Here is a 21112-nt window from a genome sequence, read left to right on the forward strand (position 1 = left end):
GACTAGTCTATTTTAATTTCTAATGGTCCCAGTATCTTTTATTTTGACGTGCGTCTTTACATTTATTTTAGCCTCTGCTAACGCTTGCAACCAATCTCCTTTTACTTTTTTCCATTCTTTATATTGAAAAGCTCTAGCATATAGGGATAATCCGATTGGATCAATTTTATTCTGCTGTATTTCATTTAATATATTTTGTAAATTATTATTAATTTCTTTTTGAATAGCACTTTTTAAATGATATATATTTTTTTTATTATCATAGTACCCCTTAATTAAATTCGGATTGGTTTTTTCTATTAAAGCTACATTAGCATATATATCGAGATTAAATACAAACTTTCCGTTTTGAAAAGTAACATCTACTTTCCTTGTCGCGTTCTGTACGAAGATAGAAGTATTTGTTTTTTTGTTGGAATTTTTAGGAGGCAGTGCAAGGTGTAGTATCATTCGCCCGTTACTTTTTGACTTATTTAAAAGATTGAAAAATTTAACATCTTTTTTAGGGATATAAGTTAAATATTTCCCTTTTCGATTTAAAAATGCAATTCCTACTGTGTCGATTTCATTCTTTGTTTTTTTGATAATTGGAACAGTTTGCGTCATTCCATCTTCATTTTGTTCTCTCATTAATTGCTGAATTGTAGAAGAGACGGATTGGTTATTTTGAATTGAGGATTCGATTACACCATTTATATAAGATGATAGTGATGGTTTACTAGGCTTATAAATTTTAAAAATTTCTTCTGCAGGCCCATCTACAAGTACTACTTTAGCATTAATGGTAGCGTAAGGATCACGGTAAGAAGAATCAAGCTCCTGTAACCAATTTGCTTCTTGCGCTAATTTTTTCCCAATTAAAATGATTTCAGCTTTGGAAGCTGTCATAAAGCCCGTTAACTTCGTATCTATCTTACTGAATCCAGTATATACAGTTGATGCTTTTGTCCAATGTTCTATAGTACTTTGTTGCTGCTTATGATGAAAGAGTGGTATACTTGTTCCAACTTTTATGTCTCCATTAGCGGTTCTATCCAAGCCAATTAACAGGATTAATGAAACCTTCTCAAGAGGAATTCTTTGACTACAACCAATTATATATACACAACAAATTAAAACCCATATCCATTTTCGAATCAAAGTTGTTTCCTCCTAGTAACCCAAGTAAAAAGAATACTGTAAACGAAAAAAATAATTGGTAATAGAATAAAGAAAATGACATTTAAGATATCCATAAGAGAATATATAAACAAATATTGATCCACATCGGGATTTAGGAAAATAAATAGACCAACTATAAATAACATAAAAGCAAGTAGCGCCCAATTACGGACGTTTTTTTGAAGTGAAATGGTCACAGATTCAAAACTGAAAAATAAATACGGATATATTGTAGTGGAAAATACAATCAAGTAGTAAGCGATATATATAATTTCTAATCTTTCCATGAAAGAAAAACGAACCCCTTTTAACAGATGAAATACTGGCCAGATTACGTCTTTTATCCCCTCTGGACTAAAGTATATATAAGAAAGAATAGTCACATATAGATAGAAAAGCATAGTTCCAGTATTCGCTATTAGTAGCCCTTTTATGGCTTTTTGTTTTTTTTGTAAGAACGGGTATATATAATATGCAATTTCTAAGCCAGCATAAGGTGTAATGGTTTCTTTTGTTGCCTTTATAATAGGGTATAATCCATCTTTAAAAATAGGTAGTAGGTGTAAAGGGTTGTAGTTAGTCTTTAGTGAAAAAAGAAGAAATAGTGGCATCCAAGTAGTGAAGAAGAAAACAAGCATAGAATAACTAGTAAGAGCCCTTAACCCACTCAGAGCTAAAATAATAAAAGGTAATAGTAATAATATGGTGATTTGATAAGCAGGAGTGGAAGGGAATATCCAAACTTTTACAATATCAGTTGCCTTTAGTAAAGTATTAAAGCCAGCAAAAAATAGATAACAGGCATATAAAAGAAAAAGAATCGTCCCTAGCCATTTACCAAAGTATGTTTTTAAGATTTGCGAGAAATTTTTGTTGGGATTTTTTTGTAACATTAATATAATAAATACACCGATTATAGAAGTAACCATCCATCCAAGAATGATTGAAATCCAGCCATCTGTACCAGCAGTAGTAGCAAGTGGGCTTGGCATAATTAACATACCAGATGCAAGTTGCAGCGAATGGATGAAAATAATAAATTCGAATAAAGTTATATTTTTGAATTTAAGATTCCCCATGCGGACCACCTTCTTTTTTCTTTTCTTGTTTCGGCTGTCCAGTACTCGAGCGGGTGGTAATCATCGAAATAGGAAACCTTACAAAAGAATCTTTTAACTCTTGAAGCCGAAATGGCGCGATTGGCAATCCGTATGGTGAACCATAGGAAGTCAGTGAAACAAAATGAGCAAATAAGAGCATTAATCCACTAACAATACCTACAACCCCATAAAAGTATGCCAATAACATCATTGGAAAACGAATAAGGCGTATAGAACTTGATAAATCATAATTAGAAACAATAAATGATGCAATGGCTGTAATAGATACGATAATAACCATAACGTTACTCACAAGTCCAGCTTGAACAGCCGCCTGTCCAATTACAATCCCTCCAACAATACCAATAGTTTGTCCAATAGGTTGTGGTAAGCGAATACCAGCTTCACGTAGCATTTCCAGTGTAATTTCCATTATAAAAGCTTCCAATAAGGGAGAGAAGGGGACCTTAACTCTTGACGTTGCAATAGAAGTGTATAAATCTATAGGAATGATCTCAAAGTGAAAGGATACTATAGCAATATAAAATGCGGGTAAAAAAATAGCTATAATAAATCCTGCAAATCGTAATAAGCGAAAAAAAGATGCAATGAGCCAATGAATATTATAGTCATCTGGGGTTTGAAAAAATCCAATCAAATTCATAGGAACAACCATAGCACCAGGGGATCTATCCATTAACACTGCTACTTTCCCATCAAGTATATGGTTTGAAATGGCGTCTGGACGTTCGCTTAAATAAGCCTGTGGAAAAGGAGTCCAATTTTGATCTTTTGTATAATTAGATAGCTCTCCAATACTTAATACCGCATCTGTTTTGATTTTGCAGATTCTAGTTTCTATTTCTTGGACTACATCTGCGTTTGCTACATCACCTAAGTAAATTAAATAGACTAAAGAAGTGGCTCGTTCTCCAATCGTCAGCTTTTTGATTTTTAACTCTGTAGAAGGAATATATCGACGAATTAGGCCTATATTTTTTGTGACATTCTCAATAAAACCATCATGTGAGCCTTTAATAGTAACTTCTGAAATTGGTTCTTGAATGGCTCTCTCTGCCCAGCCTTTTGTATTTATTAGAAGTGACCGATTTTCTCCTTCCATAAACAGTACACATTGACCCTCAAGTAATCCTTCTTTAATTTCATTCCATGTATATACGATTTTTGTATGAGTAGCAATAATATTAGAATTAAAAATTTGACTGTCTTCATTTACTTCTTGTAATAATGGTGTAACAACATTGGCTTTTAATGCAACACCATCTGTAAGGCCTTCAAAATAATAAAGTAAAATATTCGTGTTTGTTTTTAATTGCAAAGGATGTTCAATCAAATCTGCACTAATATCAAAGATATTATCTAGTGTATTTTTAAGTTGTTTTAGGTTATTTGTTTCGATCTTTTCAATGGTTTTATATGTCTTAGTTTCTAAGGTCTCTTCATTTAAGGACAAAATTGACACCTCTTTAATATATACCGATTAGTTGTAGTTATTATTTTTATATAATTGAATTTTATTCATTATTTTAATCGAATTGGATGTAAGAATTGATAAATTTGATGTGCTATATTATTAATTCAATAATTGAGAGGAAAAAAGTAGAGGTAATTTGTGTGAAAATCTAAGTTTCAAGATAGAATTAAAATTTCAATGATTATAACAAAAAAGAACCATTGATAGGCTCTTTTTCATAGTTGGTAAATATGTTATCAACAATAGATGGCGATTAAGGTAGTAATTTAGATGCCTTTAAGTTAATCATCTGAATTTTGTAGGAAGAATTCTTTTTCCATACCTTAATGCTCAATGAAAAAGGATATTTCATTTATTTGGGTGTTCTAGTGTATTTGAATCTTGCGCACTAACAAATTTTGTTTAGGGACAAAATGTATTTTCTTAATAATCAGAAAAATAACGCGGCAAAATTCTTATTAATTATTTTGGTAGGTATCAAATATTCCTTTGGCCTTATTTTCATGATATTACCGTACGCTTATATGTTTCTAAGGGAAAGAAATACTTTCATTTTTATGACCATCTATTGTTTGATTAAGATGGTAACACGAAATAGAAGCGTTTACAACCAGAAAATAAAGAAAAAACATTAAAATAAGACTTTTTTCGACAATTATTTTATGTTTATATTTCATTTTATTATAGGAAAAGGCGGGGAAAGCGGACCTTTTCCTATAAAATGTTTTGTTGGAATTAGAAATAACTAAAAAAGTAATATTAGCTTAAAATTAAAATGAAATTCAATGATAAGATTATAATTGAATTTTTAAACCTCAGGTGTATTGAAAGTATGGTCAAATTTTAATCCACTTTGCGTTTCTTCCCTTTGTAACTAGCTTAATATGGCCAAACACTTGCAAGGAATTTAAAGCCTTACTGATTGTACTTTCTGCAATGTCTGGATAAGTGTTACGAATACTCTCCTTAGTAAAAGGTTGTTTTTGTTTAAGTATAAAATCTTGAATTCTCTCAACTTTAGTATGTTTACATATAGAATCTAGAACTGTGTTATGAAGATCTTTGTAAGCCTCTAATATAATTGTTAAAAACGTTTTTAACCAAAAGCTATTATTATGTTCCTCGCAGTACCAATTGACCGAAGATTTATAAATCGAATTGTAATAATCAGATTCGTTTTTCTTAATATATTTATCCAAACATACATATTTTACAAATGTATGTCCACTCTTAATTAACAGCAATTGCATTAACATAAATGCCAGCCTGTTATTACCTTGATTGAAAGGGACTATGCAATAAAAATTTAATATAAAACGAGCTATTAATAAAAGTGAATGTAGCCCCTTACTAGTATTTAATGAGTTGTATTGATCACATAATTGCTCCATAAACTGTGGAATGAGTTCATGCGGAAGAATGCGGTAACTATTCAAGTGCATTCCATGCTCAGGAATACCTGGAATAATAAAAGGTTTTTCACGCCATTTGGCACTGTCAGAGGTAAGGTAATGTATTAGTTGAAAATGTAATTCCTGTATAGTTGCTGGATTAATTGATAAAGTACAGGAGTTTTTATGTACAAAAGAAAGTGTTTGATAATAACAAAAAATAGCATCTTCAGAAATATTTTGAGGTACTATATCATCTAAAATAAGTTCTTTTAATCTTTTATTAGGAACTTTTATATCCTCATAAATAGTTGTGAAATTTTTTATGTAATGTAGTGGTATAGTTTTTTCTAAACTATTAAATATGTCAGGGTTTTGTTCCTGATAAGCAGCTAATTTTCCTTTGAATTCGCTAATTTCACTTATTAAATTGATTAACCTCCTTTTTAATTCAATATTTTTGTACTTATCATCAAAAAAGTCTCTCATTTTTGTTCCTCCTGTAACCCCTTAACAAGTTGTTGCATATATCTTTCCATTCTAAAGGTATGCTACGACATCATTGTAAAATAAAGATATTTTCGGTCTGATTTTGAATATATACCAGAATCTATATTTTTATTTAACAATTAAAATATGGAAATTATAAAGAAGAATCGTTAGGATTCAATTTTAATAGGCATAATCCTAACATCAAATGCACAAATGTACAATAAAAAAATAAAAAAAATAAAACTATCGACTCTTTTGAAATATTATCTAAAAGAGTTTTAAGAAATTGTAGGTATAGATGTGCTTTGGTTTAGGAGTAAATAATAAAGCGGTAATAGAGTTTTCATAGGTAATTAAAAAGTAGATAGACTATTAATTTGTGACAATTACGTGCCTAATCTATCATATGCTTTTATGAGAATTTTAAAATTAAATCCTAACGAGCTGAATTTTCTATATTTAGCATAAATATTAGGGAGGCGTGCTGATGAAATGTATCATTTTATATAGAAATATGTAACGTTTAACACTCGTATTGTAAAATATTTTGACATACGTTAATTTAAATATTAGGTACAGGAACATTTAATAAAAACTCAGTACTAAAGTACCCTTTAAACGTTTCACCCTAAGAACGTTTCTCAAGCACACTGAAGTTTACCCGTTGTTTCTGTGCCTTATTAGATAAAAATAATATAATAAATTTTTAGAATATGATAATGAAAAATGGGTTTTCAAATCTTTTCTCCTTAAATATTAACAATCTCTTGATAATCTGCTTAAAGTAAGAAAATGCAGTTAAGCTAGATACCTTAAGTCATTTTATAAGTAATTAAGCGTTAGATTGAATTAGTAAGAATATTATATGTGTTTGCTAAATGGCTTGTTTTAATTGTTCTGTTACTATTAATTTATGAATTTTAACATTTAGAAGCTAGTCAACATATAGGTTATATTGATTATGTGGGTTTTAACCTCAAGTGTATATGTTTAAGGTTAAGGGATTTGTGAGTGTTATAAAAGAAGTGAAAGTCTGGAAGTAACGGATATAATCGGTTTCTTCCAGACTTTTTTTGCTTTTTTGTAATATAAAAAAATTATTTTTCCTACATGATTTAATTATCTGTTTTAATATTTGGATTTTTTGTGAAATCAAACGAAGTTTTTATTCTTTTTTTAAAACATAATGTTACAAAATAGACTTATTGTATTTATTTTATTTTTATATGAGATTAAAAATAATAATAAACGTACCAATGTATGAGAGGTATTAGTATATTTATTAGTAATTTGTTCGTTTATCTCTATATTGCTATTATATTAGCGATAACAATAATATATTGGGGGGACAAGAATGAATTTGAAATTTACATCTAAATTGGAAAGATTAAGAAAAAGTAAAAAAGGAATTGGTGCTTGTGTTTTAGCTGCAGGGGTAACGGCTATTACTATGATTCCTCAAAGTGCTTATGCACATGGATTTGTTGAAAAGCCAAGTAGCCGTGCTGCTTTATGTAGTCAGAATTATGGAGCATTGAATTTAAATTGTGGAAATATAATGTACGAACCTCAAAGCCTAGAAGCACCTAAAGGATTCCCAGATGGGGGACCGATTGATGGAAAAATCGCTTCGGCAGGAGGACTGTTTGGAGGAATTCTTGACCAACAAACATCAAATCGCTGGTTCAAAAACACGATTAAGGGTGGAGCAAATACCTTTACATGGAAATATACAGCTGCACATCCTACAAGTAAATGGCATTATTACATTACAAAAAAGGGATGGGATCCTAATAAACCATTAACACGTGCTGAATTAGAACCAATTGGAACTGTGAAACATGATGGTTCTGCCGCATCAAATAATTTAACACATACAATTAATGTACCAACTGATCGCAATGGTTATCATGTTATTTTAGCTGTATGGGATGTAGCAGATACGTCAAATGCGTTTTATAATGTAATTGATGTAAATCTAGTAAATAATGAAACTCCCGATACAGTAGCTCCAAGTCAACCAACTGAATTAAATGCCTCTAAAGTTTCTGCCAATAGTGTTGAAATAACATGGAAGGCCTCTACTGATAATATAGGTGTAAAAGAATATCAAGTGTTACGTAATGGCGAAGTAATTGATACGGTACCAGGTACAACTTTTATTGATAAAAAACTAAAAGCAAATACGGAATATACCTATACAATAAAGGCATTAGACTCTGCTGGAAACATATCAAAAGAAAGTGAAAAACTAAAGGTTAAGACAACACATGCAATCCCAGATATAGAGGCTCCAACTCAACCAAAAGGATTACATAGTATGGGTACAACAGCGACAACTGTTGATTTGATGTGGAGTCCGTCTGAAGATAATGTAGGTGTTGACCATTATATTGTATATAGAGAAAGCGCTGGGGTTATGAATAAAATTGGGACAGCGGCTAATACATCCTTTATGGATAAAGATTTGAAGGCTAATACATCGTATAAATATGTAGTGACGGCGGTTGATTTAGCTGGAAATGAATCTAGTAGAAGTGATGTTTTGACTGTAACAACAAAGTCAGAGGATTCCACATATGAAAAATGGGATGCAAGAAAAGCATATACTAAAGGCGATAGAGTAGTACATGAGGGAAAAGTGTATGAAGCAGTTCAAGATCATCAAGGAAATGGCGACTCAAATTGGATTTTTGCCTTATCGCTTTGGAAGCCAGTTTTGAATAAGTGACAGGTGGGAAAAGGTAGTTAACATTTTTGGGTTTTCTTTTAAAAATTAAAGGCTGTTCCAAATATGAATTATCTTATGATTTAAATGTTGAACTACTCACCACTTAACGTCCTAACGGACTGTTTGAAGTGAGAGATTCCTGCGAACACCGATGTATCCATCAGTTATCTTAGCAGGCTCTACCCGCAGTCCCTACGGTGAGAACATAAGTATCTTGTACGCTGACTCACCACACTCCCTACTTTAGCTTGGTTTTCGCGATTTTGAGAAGCGTGGGGCGATAGAACGTTGAAGATTTTACGGTTGCAACGTTTTTCTGCAACCAACCTCATATCTTCAGTTTTCGAAGAGCAATCTGTACAAGTAAATGATAGCAAATATGTTGGCTTATGCCAACCGACATTCATCTCCCACCTAAAATTGGTGTTTCACACCTTCACATTTTTGAGGAAGGAGTCTTCTGTCGGAAAACGATAAATCAATAAGATTTAAACCCCATCCTAATGTTTACGAAATGAAATTAAAAAAGAATCCCAATGGAATTTCATTGGGATTCTTTATTTTCTAATTTGTAATAGCGTATATTTTCACTGTGAATTTGTTAGTGGCACCCATTGGACTTGCAATATAATATTTAGTATTTGTGTAAGCTTCAGTCCTAGATCCATGTGAAATGTTTTTCCAACGAGTAGAATCTATTCCTAGGGAAACATCAATCATTACATTGAAAGAGATAGTAGAAGAATAATCTTTTTCTGAAGGCTCAATAACCCATTTTAATTCTTTGGTACCTACAGGTAAACTATCAATTTTAAAGTTTTGACTGGATCGATTTTGTTGCCCGGATAAAGGACTAGATTCAGATGATATTTGCGAAATTAATATTTCTTTTTCATTAGAATGTATACCATTTAATTTAATGATACTATCAATTAAACCTGGACCAGGAAAATCAGCTGCGATGATACCAGAATGTTTAATTATGCCTTGTTGTAAGAGTTTGGTCCCAAGTGTATTCATTCCCCCATAGTATACTTGTCCGTTTCTATCGCGAGGGAAATCACTCCATGCATTTGTGGAATTCGTTTGAATCAATTTAGGACTACTATCAGTATTTCTGCTCTCTTTTCCGCTTGCAATAAACCAAGGATATACATTATTTAAAAATACCGCTACGCCCCCCGTACCACTAAAATGGTTGAGATAAATTTTTCCATTATTAAAATTAGTATTTGCATTTTGTAGATGGGTTTTTATCTCACTCCATTTTGCATATATTTCGTCTGGTCCGCTTCCAATTTCAAACTTATCTTGTATATTCAAACCTTCGTAATCAATACCGTACAATTGAGTGGATGTAAAGTTTTGTAAGATTACAATTTTCCCGCGGGTATCTCCTAAAGCAGGGGTATTTCTATCTGAAGTTGGTACGGAATTAGGATTCCAAAAATATGAAGCATTAACGTTTTTATATTTTAAAAATATCTCCTCAAATGATAGAGAGCCGCTTTCAGGAGTAGTTTCTTCTTTTAGGCGCATTAATATTGTTTCTGTTGGATGATCTTTTAAAAATTGAATTGTCTCTTTTAATACATCTTCAAACATAGCTTTTTGATTTACAATGCCATGATACATTGCAAAAGAATCTTTTACACGTTTAACACGCATATCTACATATCGGATTCCAGAATTTAATTGTTGGGATAGACTCATAGTTTGATTTCTTGTCAAATTTTCATCAAGAAAGCTTACTCCATGTAAAGCCATAGTACCATGAGTCCCTGGAATAGATATTTCACTTAATTTTGTAGAATCTTCTATTTTTGACATCCACGCTGGATTTTGATATCCTATATTGGATTCATAGGAATAACCTGAATGACTATCAGCTAAAATAGTAGATGGTGTACTTAAACTTGCTAGTGTAATACAAGTAAGGATGCTAATTTTAATGAAATTTCTCATTTTTATTTTCTTCATTTGATCTCTCCTGATATTTAAATAATCGCTAGATGATTTTTTACTATATTTATTGTTTTTCATTCTTAAGGTAATAAATTTTTGGAGTTGATAATAATTAAAAATAGGGGGAGTAAGTTATTTGAGACTTTAAGAATTTGTTTTTATGAATTGTACCTAATAGCCAAACGTATTCTTGAAAAATCGAAATATAGCCTCCAAAAACCAACCGTTGCTCGTATTGTATACAAACAAAACAGAAGCCTTAAAAAAGACTTCTATTTTGTGACATATAATGAATGATAAGGTGGTAAACAAATCAAGATAATGTGACTGAGTGGTAAAAATTTATTAATAGCTGTTTTAGAATCTCTTATAACAATGCTAATAAAAATTGGGAAATCCTACTCATTAAAACTTAGACTAACTACAGTTGCGATTGATTGGGCTGCATGTTCCCAGCTTCCGTCTATAACTTTACCAATCTGCTGACCAAGTGTATTTAAATCATTTGGATTAACTGGAATTCCATTATACGCAGCAAGAATTGATAAAAGTGGAGCAGCAAATGGTGTCCAACCACCTCTATCAATATTAAATACAGGTTTATCTAGTACCTTTCCATCTTGTACGGTAAACTCATAATAAAATTGATCATCTGGACGAAAACTTAAATGATGAGAAATTTGCCCCTTAACATATTTTTTTCCTGCACCTAGATTTACTACTTCTATTTCTTTCACATTAAATTCATGCTCAAATACTTTGATTTTTTTGACTTCTGGACCGTTTAAGGCAGCTTGAACGGCTGTTTCCAAATTATTTTGTGCAAAAGGTTGAATACTCATTTGTGCCTCTTTTTGTTGAATAGGAACCTCTTTTTCTGCAGCAAACACCGAGGTAGTAGGTATTGCACCTGTAGCTAATGTAGCTGCAAGGGCTGTTGTCATGATGCTTTTTCTTTTCATCTTCATAGTTTTCCTTCCTCTCTTAAAGTTATGATATATAATCTTTTAAAGATTGACACGGTACAATTTTTATTCATAATGTACGTAAAAGTCAGTTTAAGAATAATGTGAAATCGTGTCAGAAAATTAAAGTTAATTATATATGTATTTAAGATGATATCTATCTACACATATTTTTTCAATTTTTAGATAAATGTAATGGTAATGACTTCTTAAGAATTAATTTAGCACCTTGTTTATCTAGAAAAAAACTATAAAATACATTTAGTTCATAGTAAAAGTAATATATTTGATATCAAGTGCCTTACATAATGCGATAAAATTTCACAATTTTTTATTATTATATACAGAAAAAGGTAACGAAACATAAGTAATATGTAATACTTGTTATAGGTGTGAATTATGCGAATATACTTATTGTAACAGCTAAGATGTTAGATAATATTTTGCTTAAAAACATTACTTATTGGTTATCCAGTTAAATATGAAAATGTAATGCTTGTTTCAGCATTAAATAATTTAACAGTGGATCCATCTTTTATGGAATGGCAGTGTTGGAAGTACTTAGGTATTATCAATAAGAACCCAATTTAAAATTCTCTTGGATGCAAGAGAATTTTTTTATTAGGAATAGTAAGGGGGAGGGAAGGTGCATTACATATGGGAAAAGGTAGAAGTAATAATGCTGGTAAAAAGCAACAAATTTTTGATGATTCATCTAATTTTGCTAAACAAAGCCAGCCGACAGAAAAGAAGAAGAAATAAGAACAGGAGCTCTCTTGATAAAGGGAGCTCCTGTTAAAAGTATCCAGAACAACATATCGATGAATTAACCCAATAGTCTTAAAAACAAGGTTTAAATTTTTAAGAATGGCATTTAATTTAATATTATTTTCCCGCTTTTTTATACTAATTGACGCGTTAAATTCATTTGAAATGCTCCCTTAATGACGTTGGGCGTGACCTCAATTAAAATTTTTTAAATCTAATGGGACTAACCATTAAGAGAGCCAGAATTAATGTAATCCATGCATTGCTATATGAAAACAATCCCATAACAGCCAATGATAATCCTGCAGCTGGAATAGGTAATCCCTTAAAATATCCAATAGTTGGTTTAATACTAAATTTAGCTAATCTTAAAGCACCCATTGTTGGGAAAAGGATAAATGCCAAAGAAGTTAAAATAGAAGGTGTTGCTATCGTATGAAATAAAAGCGCAGGAGCAACGCCGAAACTAACAATATCAGCTAAGGAATACAATTCTACGCCAAACTCACTGTTTACTTTTAATTTTCTCGCAATTCTTCCATTAAGAAAATCTAAAACAGCTGAAAAGAAAATGAAAATGGAGGCTACTCCCAAATATTCACTCATATTCAAGGTGATTGAGAAAACACCGCACAATAAATTTCCAATCGTAAATAAATTCGGTATAACTTTTACAAGCTGATTAAACAAGTTTGCAAACGAACTGGTTAACACACATACGAAATAGATATAAAATATCGCAAAAAAAACAGAATTAATCAAATAGAAAAGACACGTAAATTATTAAAGGCTTAATGGATAGTGGAACCATGCAGAGTAGATTGGGGGCATACTAGCTATTCAAGTTTCTCCTATTCAATAATGAGATAATAAAATTTCACGTACCTTATGTAAAAATAAAGAAGAAATTTAAGCAATAGGGGATTTTAATAAAGAATGACCTTTGAATTATTTAATGTTAATATATAAAAATTATATTGATATAAATATATTTACTAGTTAAAAATGTAGATTAAATTTGATGTGGTTAAAGGTGAAAATTTCGATTTTACTTTACTTGAAACAAAATTGCTGAAAACTTTTAAAGAAGTGGATAATGTAGCAATAGTCGAAAAGGTCGAAGATAAACTTTTTGAAAGAGATGATGTGCGAACCCATTTAGCGGAAATTACTATCAATGTTACAGGAAAGAATATTGGATATAGATCAGTTTCAGCTAGTATATTTTTTGTTCTAGACAGTCTATCAATAAAGCTATTCAATATTAATATTAGTGTACATTAAGTATCCAAAATGGATGTTTTTAATTTGTTAAAAGTTAAAAAGAAATTCCGCATTGAACCAGTGAACATTCTAATTAGACAAGCATATGATGAATTCATGGGACGAATTATCATATGAGATGAAACTTTGGAGCACCATATTTATTTGTTGAAGGGTACCCTTTTTTTGCACTTTTTAATAAGGACAGGCATATATTAGAGAATGGGGTAGCCCCACTTCATATATTTGAGCACCTGGAATTGTCAGGTGCTATTTATTTTTTGGAAAAATAAATATTTATATTAAATGATTATATAAATAGATAAAATATAGTTATTTGATTCAGATTTAAACCAAGGGGTACAAATTCGCTGTGTCGTGAAAAGGATTTGTTTAAACAATGGAAGGCAGATTTACAAGCTGTTGTAGAAGAGAAGAGGGTGAAGAAAAAAGCTAAGAAAAAGAATATGAAGTATAGCATTCCTGGTAATACAGCTGACTTCATGAATGGAAAAGATACTTTTCGTAAAGAGAATGGATGGGTATTGAAGCAAAGTAATTAATAATTTGAGGATAAATGATTTTGATTAAGTGTATAGGAACTATAGTAGGCGCTGTCGTGATTTGGGCTGTGTCTTATTTTTTATTAAGAAAATATAACAAATTAAACAAACACAATGAACGAAAAAATACCTGAGACTATTGCCACAGGTAGACTTGTATAATTAATAAAAGCAATTATATTAATGTACTATTTTTGATGTCCACTAATACTTACCATCAGATTTGGTTCGGTTGCCACACAGACCTCATAAGCAAGAAATTGTACACAATATAAAATAGTAAAATAAATATCTAATCCCTTAACGTACAAGTTTCCTTTTTTGATATGGTGATCCTATGCACATCAAGCTAAGGTTTTTAATTACCCCCAAAGGAAAAATTTATCTCTCTACAGTCATTTATGAAAAATTAATCGAATTTCTTTTTTTAACAGATGATTAATTTTTAAAAAATATACTCAAAGGTTAGGGTTTTATAATAACTTTTATGTACTGTTAATATTTCATAAAAGTTATTGTGAATTTTGTGAATGAATGTTTTTGGCTTTCTACTTTAATAAATCCATGATGAGCTTCGATAATTGATTTTGATAGCGCTAAGCCAATTCCAATGGACCCTTCTTTATTAGAATTTTTTGTTTTGTAAAATCTATCAAATATATATGGCAAATCTTCTGATGCAATACCTTCACCAAAATCTTGAATTATAATTTCAGTATGAATAGAGGAGTTTGTGACTTCAATATAAATGGAACTATTATCATTTGAATGTTCAATGGAATTCTTTAAAATATTTAATAAAGCTTCTTGCATCCAAATACTGTCATGGAAAAGTAATATTTTTTCATTGGCTTTTAAATGTATGTTCATACTTTTTTTATTTAATTTACTTTTCAAACTAGCAATGACCTCATAAATTGTATCAATAATATCAGAGTTTTCTTTTTCAAATAGTATTGCCCTAGCATCTATTTTTGAAACTTTTAATAAATTATGTATTAAAAAGCTGATTCTTGAAATTTGAACATCATTATTGTGTAAAAAATGATATTGCTGTTCATTTAATTTACCTTGTAATAAGATATCATTGTTCACTGTTAGTGTTGAGAGTGGTGTTTTTAGTTGATGAGAAATATCTTGTAAAGTTTGAATTAAAAATTGTTTTTCTTCCGTTAAATTATGCATACTTTTTCTAATAACATTTTTCAGTTTATGAAAAGAATTAGCAAGTTTAGCTAGATCTCCTTCTCTATTTTCCTTGATATCAATGGTGTAATCACCTTCAATAATTTTATTCGCTGCAGTTGTTACATTTCTAATTTTTAAGAAAAAAGATTTATATTGTAAGTAATTTAGGAAAATTAGGATTATGCTGAATCCTATTGCTCCAAGGAACATGTATATATTGTTTTGAGATATATGTTTATTTAAATAAGGAAAAAGTCTTGAGTCTAATTCAGCAGATAGACCATATTGATTTAATAGCATTTCTCCATCACTGGAATACTCTTTTTTATTCGCTGTATCATTTGTAAGTGCTTGTATTATTTCATATTCATTTTCTGGGTTTTGTGCAATTAGTTTCCCGGTAATTTCACTCCAAATAGTAATATAATCATTCTTTAAATGGTCATATAGAATATGAACTGTGATACCTTGATATATAATAAATAAAAAAGTGATTAATGCTAACGTAAGTATATTAATTTTTATTTCTCTATTTATCATTAAATTACTCCTTACTGACGTCTTTATTCCAAAAATATCCAACACCTCTTTGTGTGATTATATAGTTAGGATTTTGGGGAATATCCTCAATTTTACTTCTTAATCTTTTTACATAAACGGAAAGAGTGTTTTCATCGAAAAACACTTCACTTTCATCTACTATTTTTTTCAATATCTCATTTCTTTGTAACACTTTATGAGGATTTAGCATTAACGTTAATAAGAGTTTGTATTCTAAATGTGTTAAATTTATACTTTTCTCATGCTTAAAAGCTCTAGCCGCTTCAACTTCAAGGTGTATCTTTTCAGACCTCAATATAGTATTAGAAGCTGTTTTAATTTTTTTTCTTAATTGTACTTTTACTCTAGATAATAGCTCTTTTACCCTGAAGGGTTTTGTTATATAATCATCTCCACCAATATCAAGGCCCATTACTACATTTGCCTCCTCATCCAGTGCTGTGAGAAAAATAATAGGTATATCACCTTTTCTTTTAAGGTAGGTACATAAATCATATCCATTTCCATCTGGTAGTCCAACATCCAATATAGCTAAGTCAAATTTATTATTTTCGTATTGGTCTTTTGCATCTTGTACAGTAGAAACTCTTATAACCTCAAGTCCTTCTCCTTTTAGAGTAAACTCAATAGCCATTCCTAGATCGTTATCGTCTTCAACGAATAATACTTTATCCATAGTATCTCTCCTCATTTGTCTTTGATTATAGCAGTATTTTAGATTATGACAGTTATTTTACACGTTGATTGGCTAATTTAAAATAGTTTAGTATGGAAATGGGCTTTTAGAGGCTGTTCTGAGTATATGCATAATACTCAAATCGGCTTTCAGTTTTTCAGCACATAATGAGATACAGCATTTATTTAAAACAGAATATTCACGTAATTAATACGTGTTCTTGCTTATATTTAAAAAAACTTGTAATAGAGTCTTGTTGAATTTGTACGTTTTTATAAAGTCAGTAGTATTTTATTTAAGTTAACTTATACAAAAATGTTAAATGAAAATGGGATCCACATTAATTATGTAAATGAATTTTAAAAAACAGATCATTGAGAAGAAGAGCCGAATGGAAGAGGATTTTCGAGAATTTGAAAAATATGTGTGTACTTAAATAAGTGTATAAAAGCCATTTAAGTGTACAATTTTAAAATATATCTTGAAAAGAGTTACGAGTATATAAAAAGTTAAATTTAGTAATCTTACTAAATTGTAAGATTACAGTATATATAGTAAGACAAGAGTTATTCAATTAGCAATTAAAGACGTCTATACTGAAGGTAATAATTCTTTATTAATACTTGTAGCATTTTAGCGCCTGTTTATATAAAGAAAAAACCTACTGTTCTAATCCCAGATTAAACAGAGTATATGAGGAGGAAGAAAATGAAAAAGATAATAGGATTTCTAGCAGTAACAGCAATTTTTATAGGTATAGGGTTTGCTGTAAATCGTTATATAAATGGTCCCTCACAACCAGTAGACGGTATTATGGTATCTGGAACGAAAGAAAATATATCTGCTGTTAAAAATCTGTATAAAGATCAAAACGTACAAACAGCAGATTATAGTTATAAATTGGTCACAGAAGTAATAAAACAAGAACTCACTACCGAACAGAAAGAAGATATTAAGAAAGAATGGAAAGAAAAAGGAGAAAATATGACTGAAGAAGAGATGGACAAAGACCTTGATAAGTCATCTGTTAGAAAGAAACAATACGCGGTTATTACAAAATCTACAGCAGAAAAATTCTTAAAAAAAGGAATTGTAAGAACACCCTTATCTAAAGAAGATAGTTCAATAACTTCAACCCCGGTAAAAGAAATAAAAGAATTAGCGAGTGAAAAAAATTTATTTTATAGAAAAGAAGCGGAAGATGAGGAATTTAAGGATGGAAATTTAAATTTAAATGGACAAATGATACCTGTTCAACATATTGAACAAAATAATTGGATTGGCTATTTTTCATCACCGATAGTAATTGTTAATGAGGAAACGTATAAACAATTAAAAGAAAAAGAAGTAAGCCTTTCGTTAATTCAGTTTGCAAATGAAAAGTTTGATTATAAAAATAAAAATAAGGTAAATAAGGTGGTGGAATACGTTTCAAAAGTGTATGCAGTGAAAGACGAGAATGGTGAGTACGATAAGGATAAAATCTATTTTGTAGAGATTCAAAATTAATCTGTGAAAAGGATGAGTTGTATGGAGGTTGTTAGATTAGAAAATGTAGTAAAAACATATGGAGAAGGAGAAACGCAAGTACAGGCGTTAAAAGGAATTAATCTTTCCATTCGTAGGGGAGAATTCGTAACCATAGTTGGAGCATCAGGTTCTGGTAAAAGTACCTTATTGCATATTTTAGGAGGGCTGGATCGTCCGAGTTCGGGAAATGTGTTTATAGGTGATGAAAATATCTACAATTATAAAGATAATGAACTCTCTATTTTTCGCCGAAGAAAAGTTGGCTTTATATTTCAGTTTTTTAATTTAATTCCTGTCTTGAATGTACAAGAAAATATTGCTTTGCCAGCTCTATTGGACGAAGAACAGGTAGATGATCATTACCTGGATGAAATTATAAGAACACTAGGGTTAAATGAAAGACGAGATCATTTGCCTTCTGAATTATCGGGTGGTCAACAACAAAGGGTATCTATTGGTAGATCTCTTATAAATAAACCCGATATTATCTTAGCGGATGAACCAACCGGAAATCTAGATACAAAAAATACAAAAGAAGTTCTGAATTTATTAAAAGTAACGGCTAAAAAATATAATCAGACGGTGATTTTAATTACTCATGATCCTGCTATCGCATCAAACTCTGATCGAATTATAACCATTACAGATGGCATGATTATTTCAGATAAACAATTAGTGCAAAATCAAGAAAAATGTGGAGGGGAGGAGTATTGATTCATAGTTACAAACAGTTAAGTCAAAAATATCTCAGAAGTAATATAAAACGTACTTTGCTAACATTAACAGGTATTATTCTAGCGTTGGCGCTAATAACAACGATTGGACTTTTTTTTAATAGTGGATACACTTCGGGAATTGAAAATGCTAAAAAAGGTTCTATGGGTTCTGCAAATATTTCAGTTGAAAATTATAATCAAAAGCTTTTCAATATGATAAAAAGTAATCCTAATATATCTTCTTATGGCATCATAACTCCAGGAGAGGTGATCCAATTTGATGAGATAGCTGTCTCTTATATGTATGCAGATCATCAAGCATTGAAGCTGTTAAAGTCTAGTATTCCTGTAGAAGGTAAGCTACCTTCAAATGAAAACGAGGCTGTTTTAGAAAAATGGATGCTGCCTTACTTCGGGCCTAATCTTAAATTAGGCGGTATGTTTACTATTCATGAAAAAAAATATAAACTTGTTGGTTTGTTAAATAAGTCTAGTAGTAATCAGGAAAATAAACCCGGTCAATTATTGACATATAAAAATAAGTTTAAAGTTGGAGAAGGTAGCGTATTGATTGAATTGCATAAGTACGCAAACTTTGATGAAGTTGAAAATCAATTTAAATTATTGACGAATAAAGAAAATATAAGAGTGAATGACCAATTAAAGAAAGCCTTAAAGCCTAGTGTGGAGATAATGGCGGCAGCCGCTATTAGTATTGGGATTGTTGTGATTTCTACAATTGTTATTATTTACAATGCATTTCAAATTAGTATAGTAGAGCGAATGAAACAGTTTGGGTTATTGAGGAGTATAGGAGCTACAAAAAAACAAATCAGAAAAATTGTGATAAGGGAAGCAACATTTCTTTCTATTATTGCTATCTTTTTTGGGGTTTTGTGCAGTATATTAGTAGTCTTTTTACTTAATCAAGTACTGATAAACGTACTTAAAAACTCTATGGGATATACAATTAAATTAGATTGGTTAATTATATGTGTAAGTTCTTTAATTACATTGATAACTGTTTATATTTCAAGCTATTTTCCTGCTTTTTTTGCAGGTAGAATTTCACCGCTACTGGCCGTAAGTAGCCGATTAGCTATAAAAAAAGAAAAAATAAAGAAAAAAAAGAGAACAAAACTAAAGAAACCACTATCTTTTCCGTTAAGTATGGCATTAAAAAATATCCAAAGGAATCCCAATAGATATACAGTTACAATTTTGTCTATTATTATAAGTAGTGTACTGTATATCACGTTTACGTTTCTCATAGATACTGTCATTCAGCGTAAACAACCGGAAATTCAAGCTCTAAAATCGGACATATCAGTTAGGGTTAATTCAAATTTAGACAAGCCTAGCATAGATCGTATGAGTCGAAATATTTATAAAGTTAATAACGTAGAGAATCTGTACAAGCAATATCAGGCAAATGATTTTTATACGAAAGTACCAAAAAATAAACAAATTAAAGAATTACAAGGAAATGAATCCCTGTATCAAAAAGTAAAATATAATAATCAAACTGTAGAAATTATGAAAACACAAATAAAAGCATATGATGAGAATAGTTTAAAGAAACTAGCTGAAAATGTAACTAGTGGAAGAATTGATATTTCAAAATTAAATCGTGAAAAAGAGGTTATTTTAGTAAAACAAGCTGCATCAAATGATATGAATACAAGTAAAAAATATATAGGTTCTCTAAGTACTTTTCAGGTAGGGGATGAAATCCAAATAACAAGTCAGCAGGAAAGAAAATCTACAGAGGAAATCTCCTACAATGAAGAAAAACTAGAAACTTTAAAAATAGCTGCTATTGTAGAATTGGACATTTTTAATATGAGCAGAGTGATGGATACCATAACTTTTATTACTAGTGAACAAATAGCCGAATATATTACACCATCTCCACAAAAATTAACAGGTTTTGAAATTGATTTAGAGAATCAATCTCGGGCTGATGCTACAATTTTAGATATACAAAAGAAACTGGGTGGAGATGCATCTATAGATGTACAAAATAATATTGTTCAAAGTAATTTCCATACAGACAATATACTTTATATAAAAATATTAGGGTACGGATTTATAGCTGTTATTACACTAATTGGTTGTGTAAATATTTTAAATACCATTACAGTCAGCATCATTATGAGAAGAAAAGAATTGGCTGCTTTAAAATCGATTGGTATGTCGCAGAAGGATTTGAAAAAGATGGTTATATATGAAGGACTTCTGTACGGTTTCTTTGGAAGCATACAAGGGATCTTTTTCGGCTGTATGCTGTCGTATATTCTTTATGTAGCACTGTCAAATACGGTGTCGTTTGAATGGATTATACCTTATCAATCTAGCTTTATCACATTTATAACTGCACTTTTGATTAGTTATGTATCGGTACTAATTCCGCTTCGGAAAATTAAAAAGGATAACGTTATAGATGTAATTAGAGAAGAATAGCAGTAGTTAAAACAATATGTGATTCTGCAGTTCAACTGAGATACGTATAAAACGGTTCGTAATCTGTATTATATGTTCAAATCG

15 protein-coding genes are annotated in these 21112 nt (G+C 30.5%); 6 read left to right on the forward strand and 9 right to left on the reverse strand.

Features of this window, described 5'->3' with window-relative positions:
- Positions 1-12 precede the first annotated feature (12 nt).
- The 4 genes from MR168_RS14275 to MR168_RS14290 all read right to left on the reverse strand — a co-directional run bounded on the left by MR168_RS14275 (position 13) and on the right by MR168_RS14290 (position 5636).
- The gene (locus MR168_RS14275; RefSeq protein WP_086412575.1) at positions 13-1140 is read right to left on the reverse strand and encodes a Ger(x)C family spore germination protein; all 1128 of its coding nucleotides are present in this window, start codon (positions 1138-1140) and stop codon (positions 13-15) included.
- Entirely contained in the window at positions 1137-2240 is a 1104-nt protein-coding gene (locus MR168_RS14280) for a GerAB/ArcD/ProY family transporter (protein ID WP_087948276.1), read from the reverse strand. Before MR168_RS14280 ends, MR168_RS14275 begins: the two co-directional genes overlap by 4 nt.
- On the reverse strand, positions 2227-3735 hold the full coding sequence (locus MR168_RS14285) for a spore germination protein (protein ID WP_047387432.1): 1509 nt from the start codon (positions 3733-3735) through the stop codon (positions 2227-2229). The genes MR168_RS14280 and MR168_RS14285 overlap by 14 nt, the downstream gene beginning before the upstream one ends.
- Before the next feature lie 857 nt (positions 3736-4592).
- Positions 4593-5636, reverse strand: a complete 1044-nt coding sequence (locus MR168_RS14290) for a Fic family protein (RefSeq protein WP_001204220.1) — start codon at positions 5634-5636, stop codon at positions 4593-4595.
- 1357 nt (positions 5637-6993) lie between these two features.
- Here MR168_RS14290 and MR168_RS14295 point away from each other — a divergent pair.
- Entirely contained in the window at positions 6994-8370 is a 1377-nt protein-coding gene (locus tag MR168_RS14295; RefSeq protein WP_086412572.1) for a lytic polysaccharide monooxygenase, read from the forward strand.
- A 564-nt stretch (positions 8371-8934) separates the two neighbouring features.
- On the opposite strand, the gene MR168_RS14300 is transcribed toward MR168_RS14295, so the two are convergent.
- From MR168_RS14300 to pssA, 3 genes are all read right to left on the reverse strand, one after another.
- Positions 8935-10350, reverse strand: a complete 1416-nt coding sequence (locus MR168_RS14300) for a phosphatidylinositol-specific phospholipase C (protein ID WP_086412571.1) — start codon at positions 10348-10350, stop codon at positions 8935-8937.
- Between the two features lie 383 nt (positions 10351-10733).
- On the reverse strand, positions 10734-11303 hold the full coding sequence (locus MR168_RS14305) for a hypothetical protein (protein ID WP_061662966.1): 570 nt from the start codon (positions 11301-11303) through the stop codon (positions 10734-10736).
- Positions 11304-12266: 963 nt separating this feature from the next.
- Positions 12267-12758 (reverse strand): CDP-diacylglycerol--serine O-phosphatidyltransferase, encoded by a 492-nt coding sequence (pssA, locus tag MR168_RS14310; RefSeq protein ID WP_086412576.1) that lies wholly within the window; start codon positions 12756-12758, stop codon positions 12267-12269.
- 321 nt (positions 12759-13079) lie between these two features.
- Here pssA and MR168_RS14315 point away from each other — a divergent pair, with 321 nt between their 5' ends.
- Both MR168_RS14315 and MR168_RS14320 read left to right on the forward strand, forming a co-directional pair.
- Positions 13080-13352, forward strand: a complete 273-nt coding sequence (locus tag MR168_RS14315) for a hypothetical protein (protein WP_227593391.1) — start codon at positions 13080-13082, stop codon at positions 13350-13352.
- Between the two features lie 350 nt (positions 13353-13702).
- The gene (locus tag MR168_RS14320) at positions 13703-13894 is read left to right on the forward strand and encodes a hypothetical protein (RefSeq protein ID WP_061664234.1); all 192 of its coding nucleotides are present in this window, start codon (positions 13703-13705) and stop codon (positions 13892-13894) included.
- A 495-nt stretch (positions 13895-14389) separates the two neighbouring features.
- Here the strand turns inward: MR168_RS14320 and MR168_RS14325 are convergent, their stop codons facing one another.
- Both MR168_RS14325 and MR168_RS14330 read right to left on the reverse strand, forming a co-directional pair.
- A complete protein-coding gene (locus tag MR168_RS14325; RefSeq protein WP_086411943.1) occupies positions 14390-15622 on the reverse strand; it encodes a sensor histidine kinase in 1233 nt (410 codons plus the stop codon).
- A gap of 4 nt (positions 15623-15626) precedes the next feature.
- The gene (locus tag MR168_RS14330; protein WP_086411942.1) at positions 15627-16319 is read right to left on the reverse strand and encodes a response regulator transcription factor; all 693 of its coding nucleotides are present in this window, start codon (positions 16317-16319) and stop codon (positions 15627-15629) included.
- Between the two features lie 708 nt (positions 16320-17027).
- Between MR168_RS14330 and MR168_RS14335 the strand changes: the two genes are divergently transcribed.
- Genes MR168_RS14335 through MR168_RS14345 form a run of 3 tightly spaced genes read left to right on the forward strand, consistent with a single transcriptional unit; the run spans position 17028 to position 21028 of the window.
- Positions 17028-17828, forward strand: coding sequence for a lipoprotein BA_5634 family protein (locus tag MR168_RS14335; RefSeq protein WP_086411941.1), 801 nt, complete (start codon positions 17028-17030; stop codon positions 17826-17828).
- 21 nt (positions 17829-17849) lie between these two features.
- The gene (locus MR168_RS14340; protein WP_065230008.1) at positions 17850-18563 is read left to right on the forward strand and encodes an ABC transporter ATP-binding protein; all 714 of its coding nucleotides are present in this window, start codon (positions 17850-17852) and stop codon (positions 18561-18563) included.
- Positions 18560-21028 (forward strand): ABC transporter permease, encoded by a 2469-nt coding sequence (locus MR168_RS14345; RefSeq protein WP_086411940.1) that lies wholly within the window; start codon positions 18560-18562, stop codon positions 21026-21028. Before MR168_RS14340 ends, MR168_RS14345 begins: the two co-directional genes overlap by 4 nt.
- Positions 21029-21112 lie beyond the last annotated feature (84 nt).

It is taken from the genome of Bacillus cereus group sp. BfR-BA-01356 (assembly GCF_022663635.1).
Lineage (GTDB): Bacteria > Bacillota > Bacilli > Bacillales > Bacillaceae_G > Bacillus_A > Bacillus_A cereus.

Coding starts and splice junctions, on each gene's coding strand:
- MR168_RS14280 (WP_087948276.1), bottom strand. CDS start 2,240: ATGGGGAATCTTAAATTCAAAAATATAACTTTATTCGAATTTATTATT.
- MR168_RS14290 (WP_001204220.1), bottom strand. CDS start 5,636: ATGAGAGACTTTTTTGATGATAAGTACAAAAATATTGAATTAAAAAGG.
- MR168_RS14295 (WP_086412572.1), top strand. CDS start 6,994: ATGAATTTGAAATTTACATCTAAATTGGAAAGATTAAGAAAAAGTAAA.
- MR168_RS14300 (WP_086412571.1), bottom strand. CDS start 10,350: ATGAAGAAAATAAAAATGAGAAATTTCATTAAAATTAGCATCCTTACT.
- MR168_RS14305 (WP_061662966.1), bottom strand. CDS start 11,303: ATGAAGATGAAAAGAAAAAGCATCATGACAACAGCCCTTGCAGCTACA.
- MR168_RS14325 (WP_086411943.1), bottom strand. CDS start 15,622: ATGATAAATAGAGAAATAAAAATTAATATACTTACGTTAGCATTAATC.
- MR168_RS14330 (WP_086411942.1), bottom strand. CDS start 16,319: ATGGATAAAGTATTATTCGTTGAAGACGATAACGATCTAGGAATGGCT.
- MR168_RS14335 (WP_086411941.1), top strand. CDS start 17,028: ATGAAAAAGATAATAGGATTTCTAGCAGTAACAGCAATTTTTATAGGT.
- MR168_RS14340 (WP_065230008.1), top strand. CDS start 17,850: ATGGAGGTTGTTAGATTAGAAAATGTAGTAAAAACATATGGAGAAGGA.